General features: G+C 37.2%; 14 protein-coding genes. 8 read left to right on the top strand and 6 right to left on the bottom strand.

All coding sequences use genetic code 11. The annotated features are described in order from the left end of the window. The 6 genes from VB797_RS21705 to VB797_RS21730 form a co-directional block, all read left to right on the top strand. Window positions 1–201 (top strand): hypothetical protein (locus VB797_RS21705; RefSeq protein WP_323239819.1); only part of this gene is annotated, 201 nt, incomplete at its 5' end. Then, a complete protein-coding gene (locus VB797_RS21710) occupies window positions 198–1,691 on the top strand; it encodes a hypothetical protein (RefSeq protein WP_323239820.1) in 1,494 nt (497 codons plus the stop codon). The genes VB797_RS21705 and VB797_RS21710, both read left to right, overlap by 4 nt. A 338-nt stretch (window positions 1,692–2,029) precedes the next feature. Continuing rightward, the gene (locus tag VB797_RS21715; protein WP_323239821.1) at window positions 2,030–2,311 is read left to right on the top strand and encodes a hypothetical protein; all 282 of its coding nucleotides are present in this window, start codon (window positions 2,030–2,032) and stop codon (window positions 2,309–2,311) included. Between the two features lie 185 nt (window positions 2,312–2,496). Further along, window positions 2,497–3,408, top strand: a complete 912-nt coding sequence (locus tag VB797_RS21720) for a DUF4351 domain-containing protein (RefSeq protein WP_323239822.1) — start codon at window positions 2,497–2,499, stop codon at window positions 3,406–3,408. 193 nt (window positions 3,409–3,601) lie between these two features. Beyond that, complete coding sequence (locus VB797_RS21725) at window positions 3,602–4,186, top strand: hypothetical protein (RefSeq protein WP_323239823.1); 585 nt, start codon at window positions 3,602–3,604, stop codon at window positions 4,184–4,186. A gap of 57 nt (window positions 4,187–4,243) precedes the next feature. Next, on the top strand, window positions 4,244–5,095 hold the full coding sequence (locus VB797_RS21730; protein ID WP_323239824.1) for a tyrosine-type recombinase/integrase: 852 nt from the start codon (window positions 4,244–4,246) through the stop codon (window positions 5,093–5,095). 43 nt (window positions 5,096–5,138) lie between these two features. Here VB797_RS21730 and VB797_RS21735 read toward each other — a convergent pair whose 3' ends face one another. The 3 genes from VB797_RS21735 to VB797_RS21745 form a co-directional block, all read right to left on the bottom strand. Further along, the gene (locus VB797_RS21735) at window positions 5,139–5,552 is read right to left on the bottom strand and encodes a hypothetical protein (protein ID WP_323239825.1); all 414 of its coding nucleotides are present in this window, start codon (window positions 5,550–5,552) and stop codon (window positions 5,139–5,141) included. 147 nt (window positions 5,553–5,699) lie between these two features. After that, window positions 5,700–6,560, bottom strand: coding sequence for a ParA family protein (locus VB797_RS21740; RefSeq protein WP_323239826.1), 861 nt, complete (start codon window positions 6,558–6,560; stop codon window positions 5,700–5,702). A gap of 434 nt (window positions 6,561–6,994) precedes the next feature. Then, window positions 6,995–8,521: an HlyD family efflux transporter periplasmic adaptor subunit gene (locus VB797_RS21745; RefSeq protein ID WP_323239827.1), complete on the bottom strand. Its 1,527-nt coding sequence runs from the start codon at window positions 8,519–8,521 to the stop codon at window positions 6,995–6,997. A gap of 113 nt (window positions 8,522–8,634) precedes the next feature. Between VB797_RS21745 and VB797_RS21750 the strand changes: the two genes are divergently transcribed. Continuing rightward, window positions 8,635–9,075, top strand: a complete 441-nt coding sequence (locus tag VB797_RS21750) for a four helix bundle protein (RefSeq protein WP_323239828.1) — start codon at window positions 8,635–8,637, stop codon at window positions 9,073–9,075. 12 nt (window positions 9,076–9,087) lie between these two features. Here VB797_RS21750 and VB797_RS21755 read toward each other — a convergent pair whose 3' ends face one another. Continuing rightward, window positions 9,088–12,183 (bottom strand): peptidase domain-containing ABC transporter, encoded by a 3,096-nt coding sequence (locus VB797_RS21755; protein WP_323239829.1) that lies wholly within the window; start codon window positions 12,181–12,183, stop codon window positions 9,088–9,090. Continuing rightward, the gene (locus VB797_RS21760) at window positions 12,183–13,034 is read right to left on the bottom strand and encodes a peptidylprolyl isomerase (protein WP_323239830.1); all 852 of its coding nucleotides are present in this window, start codon (window positions 13,032–13,034) and stop codon (window positions 12,183–12,185) included. Before VB797_RS21760 ends, VB797_RS21755 begins: the two co-directional genes overlap by 1 nt. Before the next feature lie 211 nt (window positions 13,035–13,245). Here VB797_RS21760 and VB797_RS21765 point away from each other — a divergent pair, with 211 nt between their 5' ends. Then, window positions 13,246–15,390 (top strand): glycosyltransferase family 2 protein, encoded by a 2,145-nt coding sequence (locus tag VB797_RS21765; protein ID WP_323239831.1) that lies wholly within the window; start codon window positions 13,246–13,248, stop codon window positions 15,388–15,390. Here the strand turns inward: VB797_RS21765 and VB797_RS21770 are convergent, their stop codons facing one another. Next, the gene (locus VB797_RS21770; RefSeq protein ID WP_323239832.1) at window positions 15,391–16,155 is read right to left on the bottom strand and encodes a glycosyltransferase; all 765 of its coding nucleotides are present in this window, start codon (window positions 16,153–16,155) and stop codon (window positions 15,391–15,393) included. Window positions 16,156–16,217 lie beyond the last annotated feature (62 nt).

Consider the following 16,217-nt stretch of genomic DNA (forward strand, 5'->3'; position numbering starts at 1 on the left):
TTTGTAATCGCTGCTGGAAGCACCTGGTTAGCAATTAAAGACTATCAATACTTCCAGCAAATGACTACTGATAGCGCATATCAAATCAGCGCCGATATTCAGACTATTTATCAAGAAAAACCTTGGTTAGACCCCTGGTTATCAATTGGTATTGCAGCATTCATAGTAATTAGTTCATTATTCCTTATTAGCAGGAGATGAGTAAAAATACGATTGAACTATCTACAATTATCATATCAGCAGTAGTCGGTTTAACCGGCTTCTGCTTTTCCCATTCACGTCAACCTTACCCACTAGCACAAATACAATTCTGTCCGCAAACTGCTAACAAAAAAGAGAACATTTTAACTGATAAAAATAAAGCGAAAAAACTGAAATATTATGATTTAGAAAAAGCACAACAAAAACTAGATAGTAAATACTGCCATCAACCAAGATATGTCCTTGCAGAAGAGTGGGATAAATATAACAGTTACGGCTCAATTATTCCATACATGGGTAGCACGATTAGCTTAGTAAGAATAATCCCCAAAGATAACCCTTATCAAATATACGGTAATGTAGCCTCTGTCGTAGGATTGTGGGGGATTTCACTAACGCTAGCTTCTCGTGTCGGTAGGCTTAAAAAATCCGATTACCAACTAGGAGAAACCGAGAAAACCACAGCTTATTATAATTGGCAACAACACAGACGTAAACGAGATATCAAGCAACATTCTAATCAACTACATACAGATATTTTAAAAGATGGATTAACCCAGGAAGATTTACAGCAAAGAAAAGAACTAGGGCTAACCGATGATGAAAACGAAGCTATCAAAAACCAACTGCAACTAGAAGATTACCTAAAAGCCAGAGCCGTAAAACATTCCGACATGGACAAACAAATTGCATCTAATCTACTAGATAAAAATAAAGCAGAGAAAGAAATAGATAAATTACAAAATAAAAAATCATCTCACCCAAATATCAATCAATCCAGCGATAAACAGTTAGTTAATTCTCTAATAGAAGCCCTAAAATCCCATGAAGACGGTTGGCTCTATGACCTGATCAAAAACGCTAAACCCCTATGGCTGATTGGTTCTCAGGGTAGCGGTAAAACTAATACCGCTGGTGCGTTCGCATTAATTCGTAAATACTGCTTTGATGCACCAATCTACCAACTAATTGACAGACACGCTACTGGGGAGAATTGGGAAGTATGGAAATTATTAGATACTACATTAAAAGCTGAATCAGAAGAAGAAATCGGACAGTCTTTGGAAGATGCAACTGATAGATGGTTACAGCGAATCAAAGAAAAACCGTCTACCAAACAGCAAATAATTATTGATGAATTTACCAACCTGAAGAAAATTGATAGCTGTAAAGATGCTGCAATGAAATTCTTCTCCATGCACCTTACAGATACCCGCAAAGGCAAAGAATATTTTATTGGCATCAACCACTATTTCACTAATGAAAGCACAGTCGAGGGAACATTTGAAGCCAGGAAGTCAGGCACTATTCAACTTAAGAAGTTCTCGGCTAATGGAGAAACACCATTATCTAGAATACAAATTGTACATGGGTTAGTAGATGAAAATGGAAACGAATTAGAAGAAATAGAAAGAACATTACCAGTATGGTTGGAAGCGAATAAGATTTATGGACACTTCAATGGGAATCCGATTAACTTTGAAGGCTAAATTATGAACGCAACACCATTTACCAATTGTTATCAGAAAGCAAGAGCAAATTCTTATAAAAGTTAAGCGATTGATTAATTTAAAACTACTTTATTGAAGCATCAGCATTCCCCTGCTAGATGTTTTTATCTCATTGGAACACCAAGTTTAACAGAAACTGAATAAAAGATTATTAGATGCTCAATAGAGAAGCAACAAAACCAGCGGTTGCATTTAATTTAGTCAACAGGCTATATAGCGAAAGTCTTGTTTGACATGAATATAAATCAAACTGAACTTTCACTCAAATCTAATTGTTTATAAGCACAAAATATCTACCTTCAATCGTCAGAATAAAAATGGAAGTAACACCTGCTAAAATCGATATTATATTTACCCAAACCCAACTAGCGCAATGCTGTAACGTATCGCTAACCACAGTAAAGCAATGGTGTAAATATGGATTGGGGGAAGATAGCGCACCTAAGAAAGGCGAATACTTTAGCTACGATGAAATTGTTTTACTGTCAGAATTTATCTTTGCTACTAGATACTTGGGAGTGTATCAACACAAATATTTAGATGTAGTTATTCCTATTGGTGGAATAGATAAATATCAGATGATGGAAATTCCGTATTAGCTTGCCACAATATCTTGATAAATACCTAACGCCGCGACAAAAGCAAGGATTCTGGGAACACATTTTTATTACGTCTCTATCAGAATAAATATTATTGTTGTAATCCAAATATTGAATTTTATTCACACAAAATGATAAAATAATATTGCTCAACTTCAATCAAAACTATAACCAAAATTCATTAAATGACTCGATTTGTTCATGACGAATTTGCCAAAGATTACTTGGAAGAATTACTAAAAAATTATGGAACAGTAGAACCTGATAAAAAAGTGTCGGGGGAGAAAAAAGAAATAGACATTTTATTTACTCCTTCAGCACAACAAACATATGATTTACAATTGATAGGAGTTTTAGGAAGATTCGCAGAATATCCAGCGATATTGGAACCATTTCGTAATGCTGCTCCTGCCGATGAAATCTGTGATTGCGTTATAAAAGTATTGGAAGTAAAAGCTAAAATGAGGCGGGAAGCTAAAGCAAATAATACAAAATTAGAAGAAGAGAAAATACCCAAATTGTGGGTTTTAACTCCCACAGCATCGCAGACAGTGTTATCTGGCTTTAACGTTAACCAAAAAGAAGGATTTCCCCCTGGAATTTACTTTTTAGGTGACAATTTACGAAGCGCAATTGTAGCAATACACCAACTACCTAAAACTATAGAAACATTGTGGTTGAGGCTTTTGGGTAGGGGTAGAGTACAAGAACAAGCAATCGAAGAGTTGCTTCAATTGCCACCATCTAACCCTTTTCAACAAGCAACGTTAAAATTAGTCTACAACCTTAGAGAAAACTTAAGAGCAAACCAAAATTTAGAAGAGGAGGATAGGGAGTTAATTGTGAGATTAGAACCACTTTATCAAGAAGACCGGGAACGAGCCAAGCAAGAAGGAAGAGAACAAGGGATAGAACAAGGAAGAAAAGAAGGAGAACAACGTGTAATTATACGTCAGTTAAATCGTCGTATTGGGGAAATTGATGCATCATTAATTCGCTCAATTAATGATGCATCAATTGAACAATTGGAAGCGTTGGGAGAAGCTTTATTAGATTTTACTTCTGTTACTGATTTAGAAACTTGGTTAAACCAATAAAAAGTAATTAGTTGAATACCTCCACACTCTCCCGAATTCAACTCGGGAGATTTTTAATAATGATGAAACGTTCTTCCGCTCACAACCGAAGCTCCAACGAAATGCAGAGCGCAGTACCGCAGAGCGCGGAACCGTTCTCCAGTACCTACAACGTTATAAGCTAACTATACATCGTATATTTCAATGTATAGACATGACACCATTAGAACGCGAGTCAATGAATTTTAGATTGCCCAAACCATTGGCACAAGCGCTCCGTAAAGCAGCTTCTCCGCATCCGGGTAAAACCGCCACAGACATTGTGATTCGGGCTTTGACTCAAGAACTTGGAAATATACAAGGTATAGAGGTATGTACAGAAACGCGATTGCAGAAGTTAGAAGAAGAATTAATTCTACTAAGAAGTAGCATCAAAGAGCGAGATAATACCCCCACAGATTCCCGCACCGAAGAAAAGTTAGAAGCGCTCAACAATCGGGTAGCAAAATTAGAAGGGGCATTAACTGCCATCCAACATAATAATTTCGGCGCATCAAATAATTACAGACGATACAAAAATTCGGGCAATCCCTACAATCAAAGCGGTAAACCACCTCAAATTGAAGCCCTCGACGAGCAAAAACTGGCATTACGACTTAACGTTAATATTCCAACACTTAAAGAAAAGCACGCAACCCTTGAGCTTCATGAGTTTGAAGAGTGGAGTAAGAATAGGGATAGAGGTAAGTATATGTGGCAATTTAACGAACAAGATAAACTTTACCACCCAGCTAAATAATGGAAACCGTTCCCGCAGTAATGTTTAATGGTTATGGGTTCAACATAAGAGTCTGCAATGTTGAATACAAATAACATTCTTGTTACTAATACTGAACTCATCGACCTCTGGCTGCACGGTAAAAGCGCCAACACGGTTGATGGGTATCGTCGTTATGCCGAACGTTTTCTTACTTCGGTGGGTAATAAGCCCATGAGCGAAGTTACTTTGATGGATTTCCAACTGTGGGAAATGAGTTTAAAATGTTCCGACAACTCCAAGCGGGTAGCTGTTGGCGCGATTAAATCGCTATTTAGCTTTGCATTTGAGTTAGGAGTAATATCCTCTAATTTGGGAATACTAGTCAAGTCCCCATCGGCTAAAAATAGATTGGCAGAACGTATTTTAACGGAAGAAGAAGTACATTCGGTAATTAATAACGCGACCACACAGCGCGATCGCGTTATCATCCGTTTACTTTATTTTGCCGGGTTGCGGGTGTCGGAGTTATGTGCTTTGAAGTGGCGCGACCTCAAAGACCGCAAGGACGGTGGCGGTCAAATTACGGTATTCGGTAAAGGTGATAAAACTAGGGCGGTGTTGGTAGGAAAAGGTATCTGGCGCGAGATTAATGATTTAAAGGATTATGCGGGCAAGAATGACCCGGTGTTTGTTTCTCGCGAAGGCGGTCATCTGCACCGGAGTATGGTATTTCTTATAGTCAAGAATGCTGCTAAAAGCGCAGGATTGGAAGGTAATGTTAGTCCCCATTGGTTAAGGCATTCCCACGCTTCCCACAGTTTAGACCGTGGTGCGCCGATTCATTTGTTGCAAAAAACACTGGGTCATAGTTCCGTGTCAATTACTGAGATGTATTTACACGCCAAGCCTACTGATAGTAGTGGGTTGTATTTGCCCGATGACTCGTGATGAGCATCGTCCTAACCCCGTCTCTCGTGTCCAATCAAACCGTCTATTTTCTTTTTCTGGTTAAGTTATTAAGTTTGGTAATACTCGACCGAATATTCCCCGCTTCTTTACGACTTTTGATGCGCTTTTTAGCAATATTCACAACTTGCTTCATCACGGATTCTTTGTCTTTACAAGTTGTGTAGAATGCCTCTAATAAAGTTTCTATTGTGATTTTTTCCCTTTGACATAATTCATCTAGTTCTTGCTTAATTGGTGTTTCTAATCTTATGGGAATTCTTGATGCAATATCCGTAAAGTTTGCAAGTAATTCTTCTAATCGTTTAATTTCCGATATTTCTGTTGTTTCTGTATTATTTGCAGTGTCTTGCTGTGGCGATTGTTGTTGCAATATGTCTTCACGTGGAGAAACGGTTGATTGTGTATTGCGGTTGCGAATTTCATCTAACATATTCATGCAGAATGTTCCTCTTTTTTAATAAAAGTAATCGGTTGAATTTAATTCGATATCAATCGAACATATTTAATAAAAGTAATCGGTTGAATTTAATTCGATATCAATCGAAAATAAATAAGTAAGCTGGCTTCATTATTTTTTATTCATTTATGCTTTACTTGCTGTTGGAATAAGTTTTGCGTACTGTGGAGGTAATGTTGGTTTTAAATATGAAGCCAATATTTCAATGGAATATTCTAATCCCGGTTGTCCTAGATCGGTTGGCGATACTCTTTGATTAATTGCATTTTTAAATACGTCCGATTCTAGTATGTGGGGTAGCATCAAATTCTCCCCTACTATTTCTGCCATCGCTTCGATACTAGTTTTAGTGGCTTTGGTAGGATGCACGCCCGTCCATTTAGCACGAAATGGAATTACACCGAGTAGTTCACCTGTTGGTAAAGCAGATTGAAATTCTTTGACTAACTCTAAGGTTCTTATTAGCGATTGCACTCCTTTAACGTTTGCTTCTGCTGGAATAATCCATTTATCCCCCGCACCAAGAGATGTTTGTGCTAAATGACTTCTCTCTGGTGGTGGATCTATAATAATTACTCCAAAGTCGTCGGTAATTGGCTGTAAGCGATTTTTAAGAATAAACAAACTAATACCGCTACTTGCAAGTTTGTAATTAGCTTGTTCTAAGCCATCATCTGAAGGTATTAAAAACAAGTTGGAATTATCAATTGTACATTTGGACAATTGTACATTTGGTACTGGAAATATTGCATCGACAAGTCTTGTTTTTTCTTCTGGTTGGGTGATAACTTCTAGCAGTGTTGGGGTATTGGGCTGTACCTTAACTCCTAGAAAATTGGTAAGCGATGATTGGGGGTCAGCATCTATAAATAGTACGGGAATTCCTAACCGCCCTAAATATCGACCTAACATCAGGGCTACGGTAGACTTACCCTGTCCCCCTGCTAAGCCCAATGTCACAACTGTATTAATGTGTGATTGTTGCATTGTACAAGAGTACAAATTAGTTATTGCACTTTGATACTACTATACATTTGTGTTTTTGTGGCTTAATACAATTGTTGTTTAGTTCAATAGTGCAATACTACTTTTGTGCAAAAGTAATTTAGATTAATAGTGTAATACTACTTTTGTGCAAAAGTGATTTAGATTAATAGTGTAATACTACTTTTGTGCAAAAGCTGTTAAAAAACGCAATTGTACTTTTATGCAAAAGTTAAATTGTCTCTAATTAGTTGGTATAATAAATGTGCGCTTGGTGCAATAATGCAATTGTACTTTTGTACAAAAGTTAAAATACACAAAAGTTCTTATAAGCTTGAAATTGTAAGCATTATCAAGCATTTTTCTTCTACATACGAGGCTTCATTCCCCGTTCCGGGTGCCTTACAAATTGCAATTGCGCGTTTTGCTGCATCAACCTACCGCACATTCTTCAAACCCTCAACACTGTTGGTAAAAGTATCGGTAAATATAGACATAACGGTGCGCTCCCTAATCTTGATATTTACATTTAAAGACATCCCCGATTGCAGCTGCATAGCTTTCCCAGCAACAGCCATAGATTGCTTATCTAACTTAATTGTTGCTGGAAAGCGGTAAAATGGATGAACTTGATCTGGTGGTAAAGCATCTCCACCAATCCAGGTAACTTCACCTTTAAGCGAACCGAATTCGCTAAACGGAAACGAATCAATCCGTACATCAACCGTCATTCCTTCTCGAACAAATCCGATATCTTTATTAGTAATATGTACCGATGCAACAAGATTATCTTGAGGAACAATTTTGAGTACTGGCTCGGTTGCGTTAGCCACAAAACCCGGTGTATTCGCTTTTAAGTCAAATACAGTACCGGATGAGGGTGAAACGATTTCTTGATATTTGAGCGTCATCTGAGCTTGGCTAATTTGCGAATCAATTTCGGCAACACGTTTATTGTTTTCTACAATGGCTTTAGTTAACTGACTATCGATTTCTGCTATCCGTTTTTTGTTATCAGCAATAGCCGTTACCCAGGAATTACGAGTTGAAGCAACAGTATTCTGCAATTGTGCTTTTGCTTGGGCGCGAGCCGACTGTAATCGAGCGGTTTCTTCTGCTAATTGAGCAATTTCCGATTGAGCGCTACGTACTTCTTGTTCTTGTTTAAGGTATTGGATTGATGATATCGCCCCATCTTCCATCAAGGGTTTAACATTATCTAAAATACCTTGATTCATCTTTAAAGTATCTGACTGTGCTTCTCGGCGAATTTTGGCTTGTTCTAACTGACGCTGTAGCTGTTGAATTTCCATTTGTGCGGCTTCAACTCGTGCATCTAATTCTGCTTTATTTGAATCGATACGCTCTCTTTGCTCTACATTAAAATTACCGCTTGTGTTTCCATCTAATTGAGCGCGATAAAGTTGATTTTCTGCAATTAATCCAGCCCTACTTTTAGTTAAATCGACAATTTCGCTTTTGATTGGTAGCTCGGTAATATCATCTGTAGAATTACCTTTTAATTGTGAATTATAAAATTGATTTTCTCGTTTTAAAGAATTGCGGATTTTTTCTAAAGAATTTAATTGTGCTTTTGCTGTGGTAGGGTCTAAAGAAAGTAATTTATCTCCTTTTTTTACTGAATCTCCATCCTTAACAAAAATATCTTTAACTACTCCAGTGACGGGAACTTGTACCGATTTAACCGTACCAGTAGGTTCTAACTTACCTTGTGCCGATACAGCTTCTTCAATTTTGGCAAAATTAGCCCAGATAACGGTTCCAGCAGTAGCTGCCATCAGCACCCATAATATCGCATTCGTCCATTTCGACGATTGTTTTAATATTACGGATTGGTCGAATTTAGGGACATAGCGTGGTGCAGTATTAGGTGGAGGAGAGGAAGGGGGAAGGGGATTTGAGTTTGTATCAATATTCTGAATATTGTTTTGATTATTATTCATGGTTATAAAAAATATTTGTAATTTTTGTAAATAATTAGTGTTTTTTGTCTAAGGAAAAGTTATATAGTTTATGATAATTAAGATAATTTAGATTAAAAAGATACGTTAAATAAATGAATAAACAAACTGTAAATAATTCTCATGATTTAGAAGTATATAAAATGGCATTTGATGCAGCAATGAAAATATTTGAATTATCTAAAAACTTTCCTTTATCAGAAAGATTTGCTTTGAACGATTCAGGTATGGAAGAATCACCGAGCAATATTCCTTTATCCCAACAACTCCGCTGTTCTTCTCGTTGTGTATGTACCAATCTGGCTGGAGCATGGTATAAGCTCCTGGATGAAACAGCGTTTATTTCTAAGTTGAATGATTGTATGTCTTGGGTTGCTCAAACTCAAATATTATTAGAGTTTGCTGTGGAATGTAATTATTTAGATGCAGTAAAAGCAAAAGAAGTTGATGAAACATATAATTTAATAGAAGATACATTTATTTCCATGATTGATAACTCCGATGAATGGATAATTGCAAGCAATATTAATAATTAATTTTTCACCTCTCTAGTTACTTCCAACCGCTTCTTGCTGTTGATAAAGACAGTAATAACTACCTTTCATTTCTATCAACTCTGCATGACTTCCTTGTTCGATAACGGAACCCTGACTCATCATTAATATGGTGTCAGCATTGCGTATAGTTGCCAATCTATGAGTAATAAAAAATACGGTTCTGTTTTTAAACGCAACTGCTAAATTTAAACAAACCTGCCGCTCGGTGTCATAATCTAATGCACTGGTAGCTTCATCTAAGATCAGCAGCGGTGGATTTTGCAATACTGTTCTAGCAATGGCAATTCGCTGTCTTTGCCCCCCGGATAATGCAGAACCTCTTTCCCCTACGCGGGTTTCGTAGCCTTGGGGTAAGTTCATGATAAAGTCGTGAGCGCAGGCTATTTTGGCAGCTTCTACGACTTCTTCTGGTGTGGCATCTGGGGAGGTTAAAGCAATATTTTCTTGTACGGTGGTGTCAAATAGGAGAGTATCTTGTAGAACAAAGCCAATTTGACGACGCAGGGAATAAAGTTCAACTTTACTGATATCATAGCCATCAACTAAAATTCTTCCTTGTTGTGGATAGTAAAGTCGTGGTAATAATTTTGTTAAAGTACTTTTGCCAGCACCACTTTGTCCGACTACTCCGACAAAAGTACCCGGTGGAATATCTAAACTGATGTTGAGTAGTTGGGGATTGGGGGATTTGGCAAAACTAAAGGTGATATTATCGTACCTGACAGCACCTTGAATAGCTGGCATGGGAATGTTACTACGCCCAGCTATTTCTGTTTCTTGAGGATTATCTAAGATGTCTGCCAATCTTTCCAAGGATAAAGCAGTCTCTTGGAAATTTTGCCACAGTTGAATTAATCTCAGTAAAGGGCTGGTTGTATATCCAGCGATGATTCTAAAGGCAATTAATTGTCCTAAAGTTAGCTGTTGTTGCAGTACTAAATATGCTCCAACCCACAGCAATAATAAATTTGATAGCTTGTTGAGAAAGTTACTTAAAGAACCAGCAGTAGTAGAAGTTTGTACGGATTCAAAGCTAGAGCTAATATATCTACCATATCTCGATTGCCACTGCCATTTTGCATTTAATTCAATATTCTGGGCTTTAACAGTTTGAATACCACCAACAACTTCTACTAAATAAGATTGAGTTTCTGAATTCTTCTCTGCTTTAGTTCTGGTTTGTCCCCTAATGATTGGTGCGACAATAAAGGTTAATAGAGCAAATAACGGTATAGTTGATAATGCGACTATTGTTAGCAACCAACTATAAAAAATCATCACCGCGATGTAGATAACTGAGAAGACAGCATCTAAAACTACGGTGAGTGCGGTACCTGTAAGGAAAGAGCGAATATTTTCTAACTCATTGATTCTACTAGAAACTTCCCCTACCGGACGGCGTTCAAAGTAACGTAATGGTAATCTTAATAAATGTTCTATGACAACTGAACCCAAAGATAGATCGATTCGGTTGGTGGTATCTACAAATAAATTAGTCCGCAACCAGTACATGATTCCTTCTACGATAGCCATTACTATCAGCAGACTACCAAGTACGTTTAAAGTACTGATACTGTTTTGGACGATAACTTTATCAATAATTACTTGGGTGATAAGAGGGTTTGCTAATCCTAAAAGCTGTACGAAGAAAGAAGCAACAAATACGGTAATTAATGAATTTTTATATTTCTTAATTGCTGGTAGAAACCAACTCAAACCAAACCTTTTTTGCGGAGTTTCCGAAGTTTGCTGTAATAACAGTACCTGCCCTTCTTCCCCCCAGGTTTCTGCAAAGGTGGTAGGGTTGATATGACGGATACCTTGTTCTGGGATTGCGAGAATTAATTCTTTGCTGCTGGCTTTATAAAGAATTGCAAAACTGTCTTGCCAGGGAAGCATTACGGGGGTAGGTAGTTTGGCGATCGCCCCAGCAGGAACTTGAACTAATTGAGAGGAAAGCCCCGTCAATTCTGCTACCGCGCCGCATAGTTGAATAGAAATGCCACCAGTACGTTTATAGGAATTGCTTAAAGCACGTTTGAGTACATCTCGTTTCCACGGCATTTTCCAATGTAGGGAAAGCATTTGAAAGCAAGCTAAAGTAGCATCAACTGGTCCCCTACCGTGGATATAAGGATATTTGGTAAATTGTTCGTTTTCTGTGGGTTCTGGCGCTTCTGGGGTTGCAGGAGCAAAGGGTGCGTTATCCCAGATTGAAGTGAGGGGGAGGGAGGAGGAGTGAGAGGAGGAGGAGTGGGGGAGTGAAGGAGTGTAGGAGGGAGGGATGTTCTCCTCTGAGGAAATGTTTGTATTTGATATCTCCTTTGAGTTGCCGTGCAACTTAATATCACCTTCCCTCACTCTCTCACTCTCTCCCTCCCTCACTCCTCCTTGAGGTTTTTCCAAGCCAACCAAACGAAGTGAAGAATTAGCTTTTACTTCAACAAAAGATTCGTTTCCTGTTGAGGAGAAAAGGCGCGTACCAACATCACAATTAGAACCTTTACTGCTAACCAACCACATCAAAGTTGAATCTAACTGAGATAGTGGAGTTTTTCCTGGGGAAAGATTAATTATTTGAGATTGTGGTAAAGTATCGGTAGCTAATTGTTTCAAATTAGCCAATCCAACAGCACGTCTTTCTAATTCCGTACCCAACAATTCATATACTTCAATTAAACTGGGTTGATTGTAGAAGTATTCTGTAAACTCCTGATTATTTTGTGATTCTAATAGTTGAATAAAATCGCTTTTTAATATAGAAATACAATTAGTTTCGATTGTAGCAATAACGGTTTCGCAAGGTACACCACGCACCATAGAAGTCCAACCAATAATTTCTCCAGGTTTAAACAGTTTCAGCGTTTCTGGAACTTTAGCACTTTTTGAATATCCCAATAATCTTGCTTGCCCTTCATATATAATTACTACTTTATCGGGCATTGTTTCTCGCACGAAAATTGTTTGCCCCATTCTGTAGCGTAGGGGTTGTATTTTCTGTGCAATGTTTTCCAGTTTTTGCGATGGTAACTGGTTAAATGGGTAGATGCTAGCTAAAAAATCCTGTAACGAAGAAATAGTATTCATTATTGAGAAATGGCAGTCTGTATTTCTGAATTTGGTGAAAATGTGAGATTAGGAAAATTATGAGTTTGTCCGTGGTTATTCTCAGAAAAATCTCTCAACTTTATCGAACTATCATCTTCGTTTTCAGAACATATTGAAACTGGTGAATGTTTCATTTCTTCAGCAATCCAGGTTTCAAACATACGATCGAGAAGATGCTGTCGCATGGTTTCATCTAATTGAGCTTTTATAATCTTCTCCAACCGTAAAATTACAAACCATTCTCCCAACTTTGTAGGTGCTAATAATTCCCCTGGAGCCGATGTAGAAAGCATAGACGCTATGGTAGGATGGGGCATACTCAACTCTACTGGCCCAATTAATCCACCAGTTTGCGCTTCTTGCCCTTCTGAATATTCTCTGGCGCTATCGGTAAAGCTGGCTTCTCCTGCCTGTATACGAAAAAATAATTCTTGAGCTACTTCCATCTCAATAACGCGGATTAGCGAATATACTACTTTATCGAATTGAGATTTGTTTGCTAAAAAATAGGATTCTACCCGACTTCCCCAAGTAGCTTGTTTTAATTTCTCTATCCGTAATTCCCTGGTAGCTAATTCTTCTAATTGCTCCAAACTCATACCGTAATACTGAATAAAGCCAATACGCGCTTCTTCTGACTCTATCTGGTTTTTACGGTAAAAATCAGTTGTTGCGATCGCCGTTTCTTCGTCGGTTAATTTAATACCAGCAATACCTTGGTTAATTATCAGAATCCGACCTAATACAGGTAACATTTGATTACCAGCCAATAGGTGTGGTAATTCGGTGGTAGAAATTGTCCGATTGCCGAATTTGAGTAGCTGAGCCATAGAAAGCGGAATTATACGGGTAGATTGTGTTCTTACGATAAAGAATCAATAGTTTCTACCGCATCATGGCTTTCTTAAATTAGCGATGGCAACCATAGCTATACGCAATTAGGTAAGCAATAATTTATATAAATTAAGTAAAATTACTAATGTATGTGAAGCATTGTATTAGCGAAAACATAAATTAAAGTTATACAATTATCGCTAATTTATGCATCCCAGTATTTCCATTATCATCACAGTATACAATCGCTCACATTATCTTGGAACTGCTATAGAAAGCGTTCTTAACCAAACTCATCACGATTTTGAGCTAATTATTTGGGACGATGCAAGTACTGATAACTCTCTAGACATTGCTTATCAGTATGCACAAAAAGATAAACGTATTCGAGTAATTGCTGCTAAAAAAAATACAGGGTTTCCCACCGCTATTAAAACCGCAGTTGAAGCTACTACAGGAGATTATATTGGTTGGGTAGATAGTGACGATATGCTTGCTTCTTCAGCGATTGAAGAAACAAGTTTGATTCTCAATAATCATCCTCAAGTAGGACTTGTTTACACCGACTATGAATTGATGAATTCACAAGGAAAATTGCGCGGATTAGGAAACCGTTGTAGGATACCTTACTCCAAAGAAGGTTTATTGGTAGATTTAATGACCTTTCATTTTCGGTTGATTCGTCGTAGCGTTTATGATGCGGTTGGTGGTGTAGACGATAGCTTTGAATCTGGTGAAGATTACGATTTATGTTTGAAGTTATCTGAAGTCACTGAAGTTTACCATATCGCTAAACCTCTTTATTATTATCGCCGTCATGATAGCAACGTTAGCAACGATAATTTGAAAAATATTTATTGGTCACAAAAAGCAATCAACGACGCACTAAAACGAAGGGGATTAGACTCTAATTACGAACTTGATACTCATCTTACTGCTTTTTTTAGTATTAAACCTAAGTTAAAAAAAAAGACCATTATAAATAATCAACTTCAAACAGAGTTATTAAATACAGCAACTCAGAAACCAATTTTAGATGAAAAAAATTCACCGAAGGTTTCTATTATTATTCCCTGCTATAACCCAGGTATGATGCTAGAACGCTGCTTGAATTCGTGTTTTGAGCAAACTTATCCTAATATAGAAATTATCATTGTTGATAACAATTCAACTGACGGCTCAATCGAAGTCGCTCGTCAACTAGCTGCTAATAGTTCTTATCGTGTCATCTTTACAAGCTGTCATAATCAAGGACAAAATAATGCTTTCAATCACGGGTTTACTTTAGCAAAAGGTGATTACATCCAATGGTTGGATGCTGATGATGAATTGATGCCTGATAAAATCGAATTACAAGTAAAAGCATTAGAACAGAACCCTGACTTTGATATTGCTTATGGAGATTGGGAATATTGTTTTTATAAGAGTCTTGTTAAAAAAGGGGATAATCCACAACATATAATTCCTCAACCAAAATGTGAATATCGATTCGGTTTTACCTCTCGACAATACGAAGACTATTTGCTACAATCCTTATCTCACAATTGGCAACCTCCTCTTTCGTACTTGCTACGTCGCGCCAGTGCAGTTAAATTACAAGAATTACTTGCCTGGAATCCACAAACTTTCCTTGCCACAGACCGAGAATACTATACTATTGCAGCTATTATTGGTATGCGTTTTCTCTACGTTCCGAATGCTTTGGTACGTTATAACTTTTGGTCGCCCATCCAAAATAGCCGTAAAACTTCTGACAAAGGGCGTTCTGAATGTTATAAAAAAATGCATCTGCGCTTCCAGGAAATTGCTGCACAACAACCAGCAGAAAGAATTACTAAGCAACATTGGTCATTGCTCAAACAAAATTGGGATTTATGGAAACTCGCACCAGTCACACTGATACAAAAAGCGGATAATATTTTTCTAATTAATAATCTCACTCAGTTTGGAATAACTATAACTCTTTCTGAAGCAAAGATTATTAGCGCGTTAAATAAAATAAATACGGCTTGTACTTTGGAAAATTATGCAAGTTGGGTTGTACATTTAATGGCACAACGAATTGTACTTTTACCCCTGATTGATAGTTATGACAAACTGGTAGAAGAATTATCGAGATGGGTAGGAATAAAATATTCTCCTTTGCATGATAAATCATCTTGGAAATACCCATCTCAACCAGAAAATAATAAAGAACAATTTAAAAAGCTAATTAATACGATACCTTGGTTTGCTCCACTTTTTGAACAGCAAAGATTAGCAGTTTTTTATGCTTTAGATAAATTACGTAATGCTCGAATGCTTGTTAAAGATACGCAATTAGAATCTACTTTCAGTATATTAAGTGTTTGATTATGATTTGATTTTCTTTTTGAGATAATAATGACCAACAATTTCTACTTCAATTTCATATTCAGATGACATTTTACGACGTTCCAATGCTTTTGCGATTGCTTGTTGGGAATTATAAATTAATTCTACGCGCTTCTGAGATGATATACAGCCTGGATGATGACGGTAGTAATATAATGGACGTTGGAGATGATTTATTTGTGTGATTTCTGATAATCTTAAGCATAGATCGTAATCTTGGACAAATCCAGATTCTGAATCAATTCCACCTGCTTGTAAGAATACTTCTTTACGCATCAACCGAAAATGGAAAGTCATAAAATCAACCAGCAATCTATCTTTGGAATAAGGAATTTGGCAGCGCTTTCCTTTACCTAAAACTTTATTGTTTTCATTTATGACTAAGTAATCGGTATACACCATTCCACAAATGGGATTGTTATCTAAAACTATTGCGGTTTCTTCTAATGCTGTTGGTGCTAAAATATCATCGCTATCTACCCAGCCCACATAAGTTCCAGTAGTAGTTGAAAATGCACCTTTTAATGCAAGAGTTGGTCCAGTGTGTTGTGCTGCAATTACTTTTATTCGCTTATCTTCTTGTGCATAATGGTTAGCAATATTTAACGAACTGTCAGTTGAACCATCATCCCAAATAATTAATTCAAAATCCTTTCTAGTTTGATTAAGGACGCTTTCAATTGTGGTGCTAAGATAACTTTCTCGGTTGTAAACAGGGATGACAATTGAAATGGTAGGAGTCATGAGAAAGTAAGGGGTTGAAGAAAAATTTAAATAAGAAAAGTTTCAGTTAATTTACATAAAAG

It is taken from the genome of Rivularia sp. UHCC 0363, assembly GCF_034931125.1.
Lineage (GTDB): Bacteria > Cyanobacteriota > Cyanobacteriia > Cyanobacteriales > Nostocaceae > Rivularia.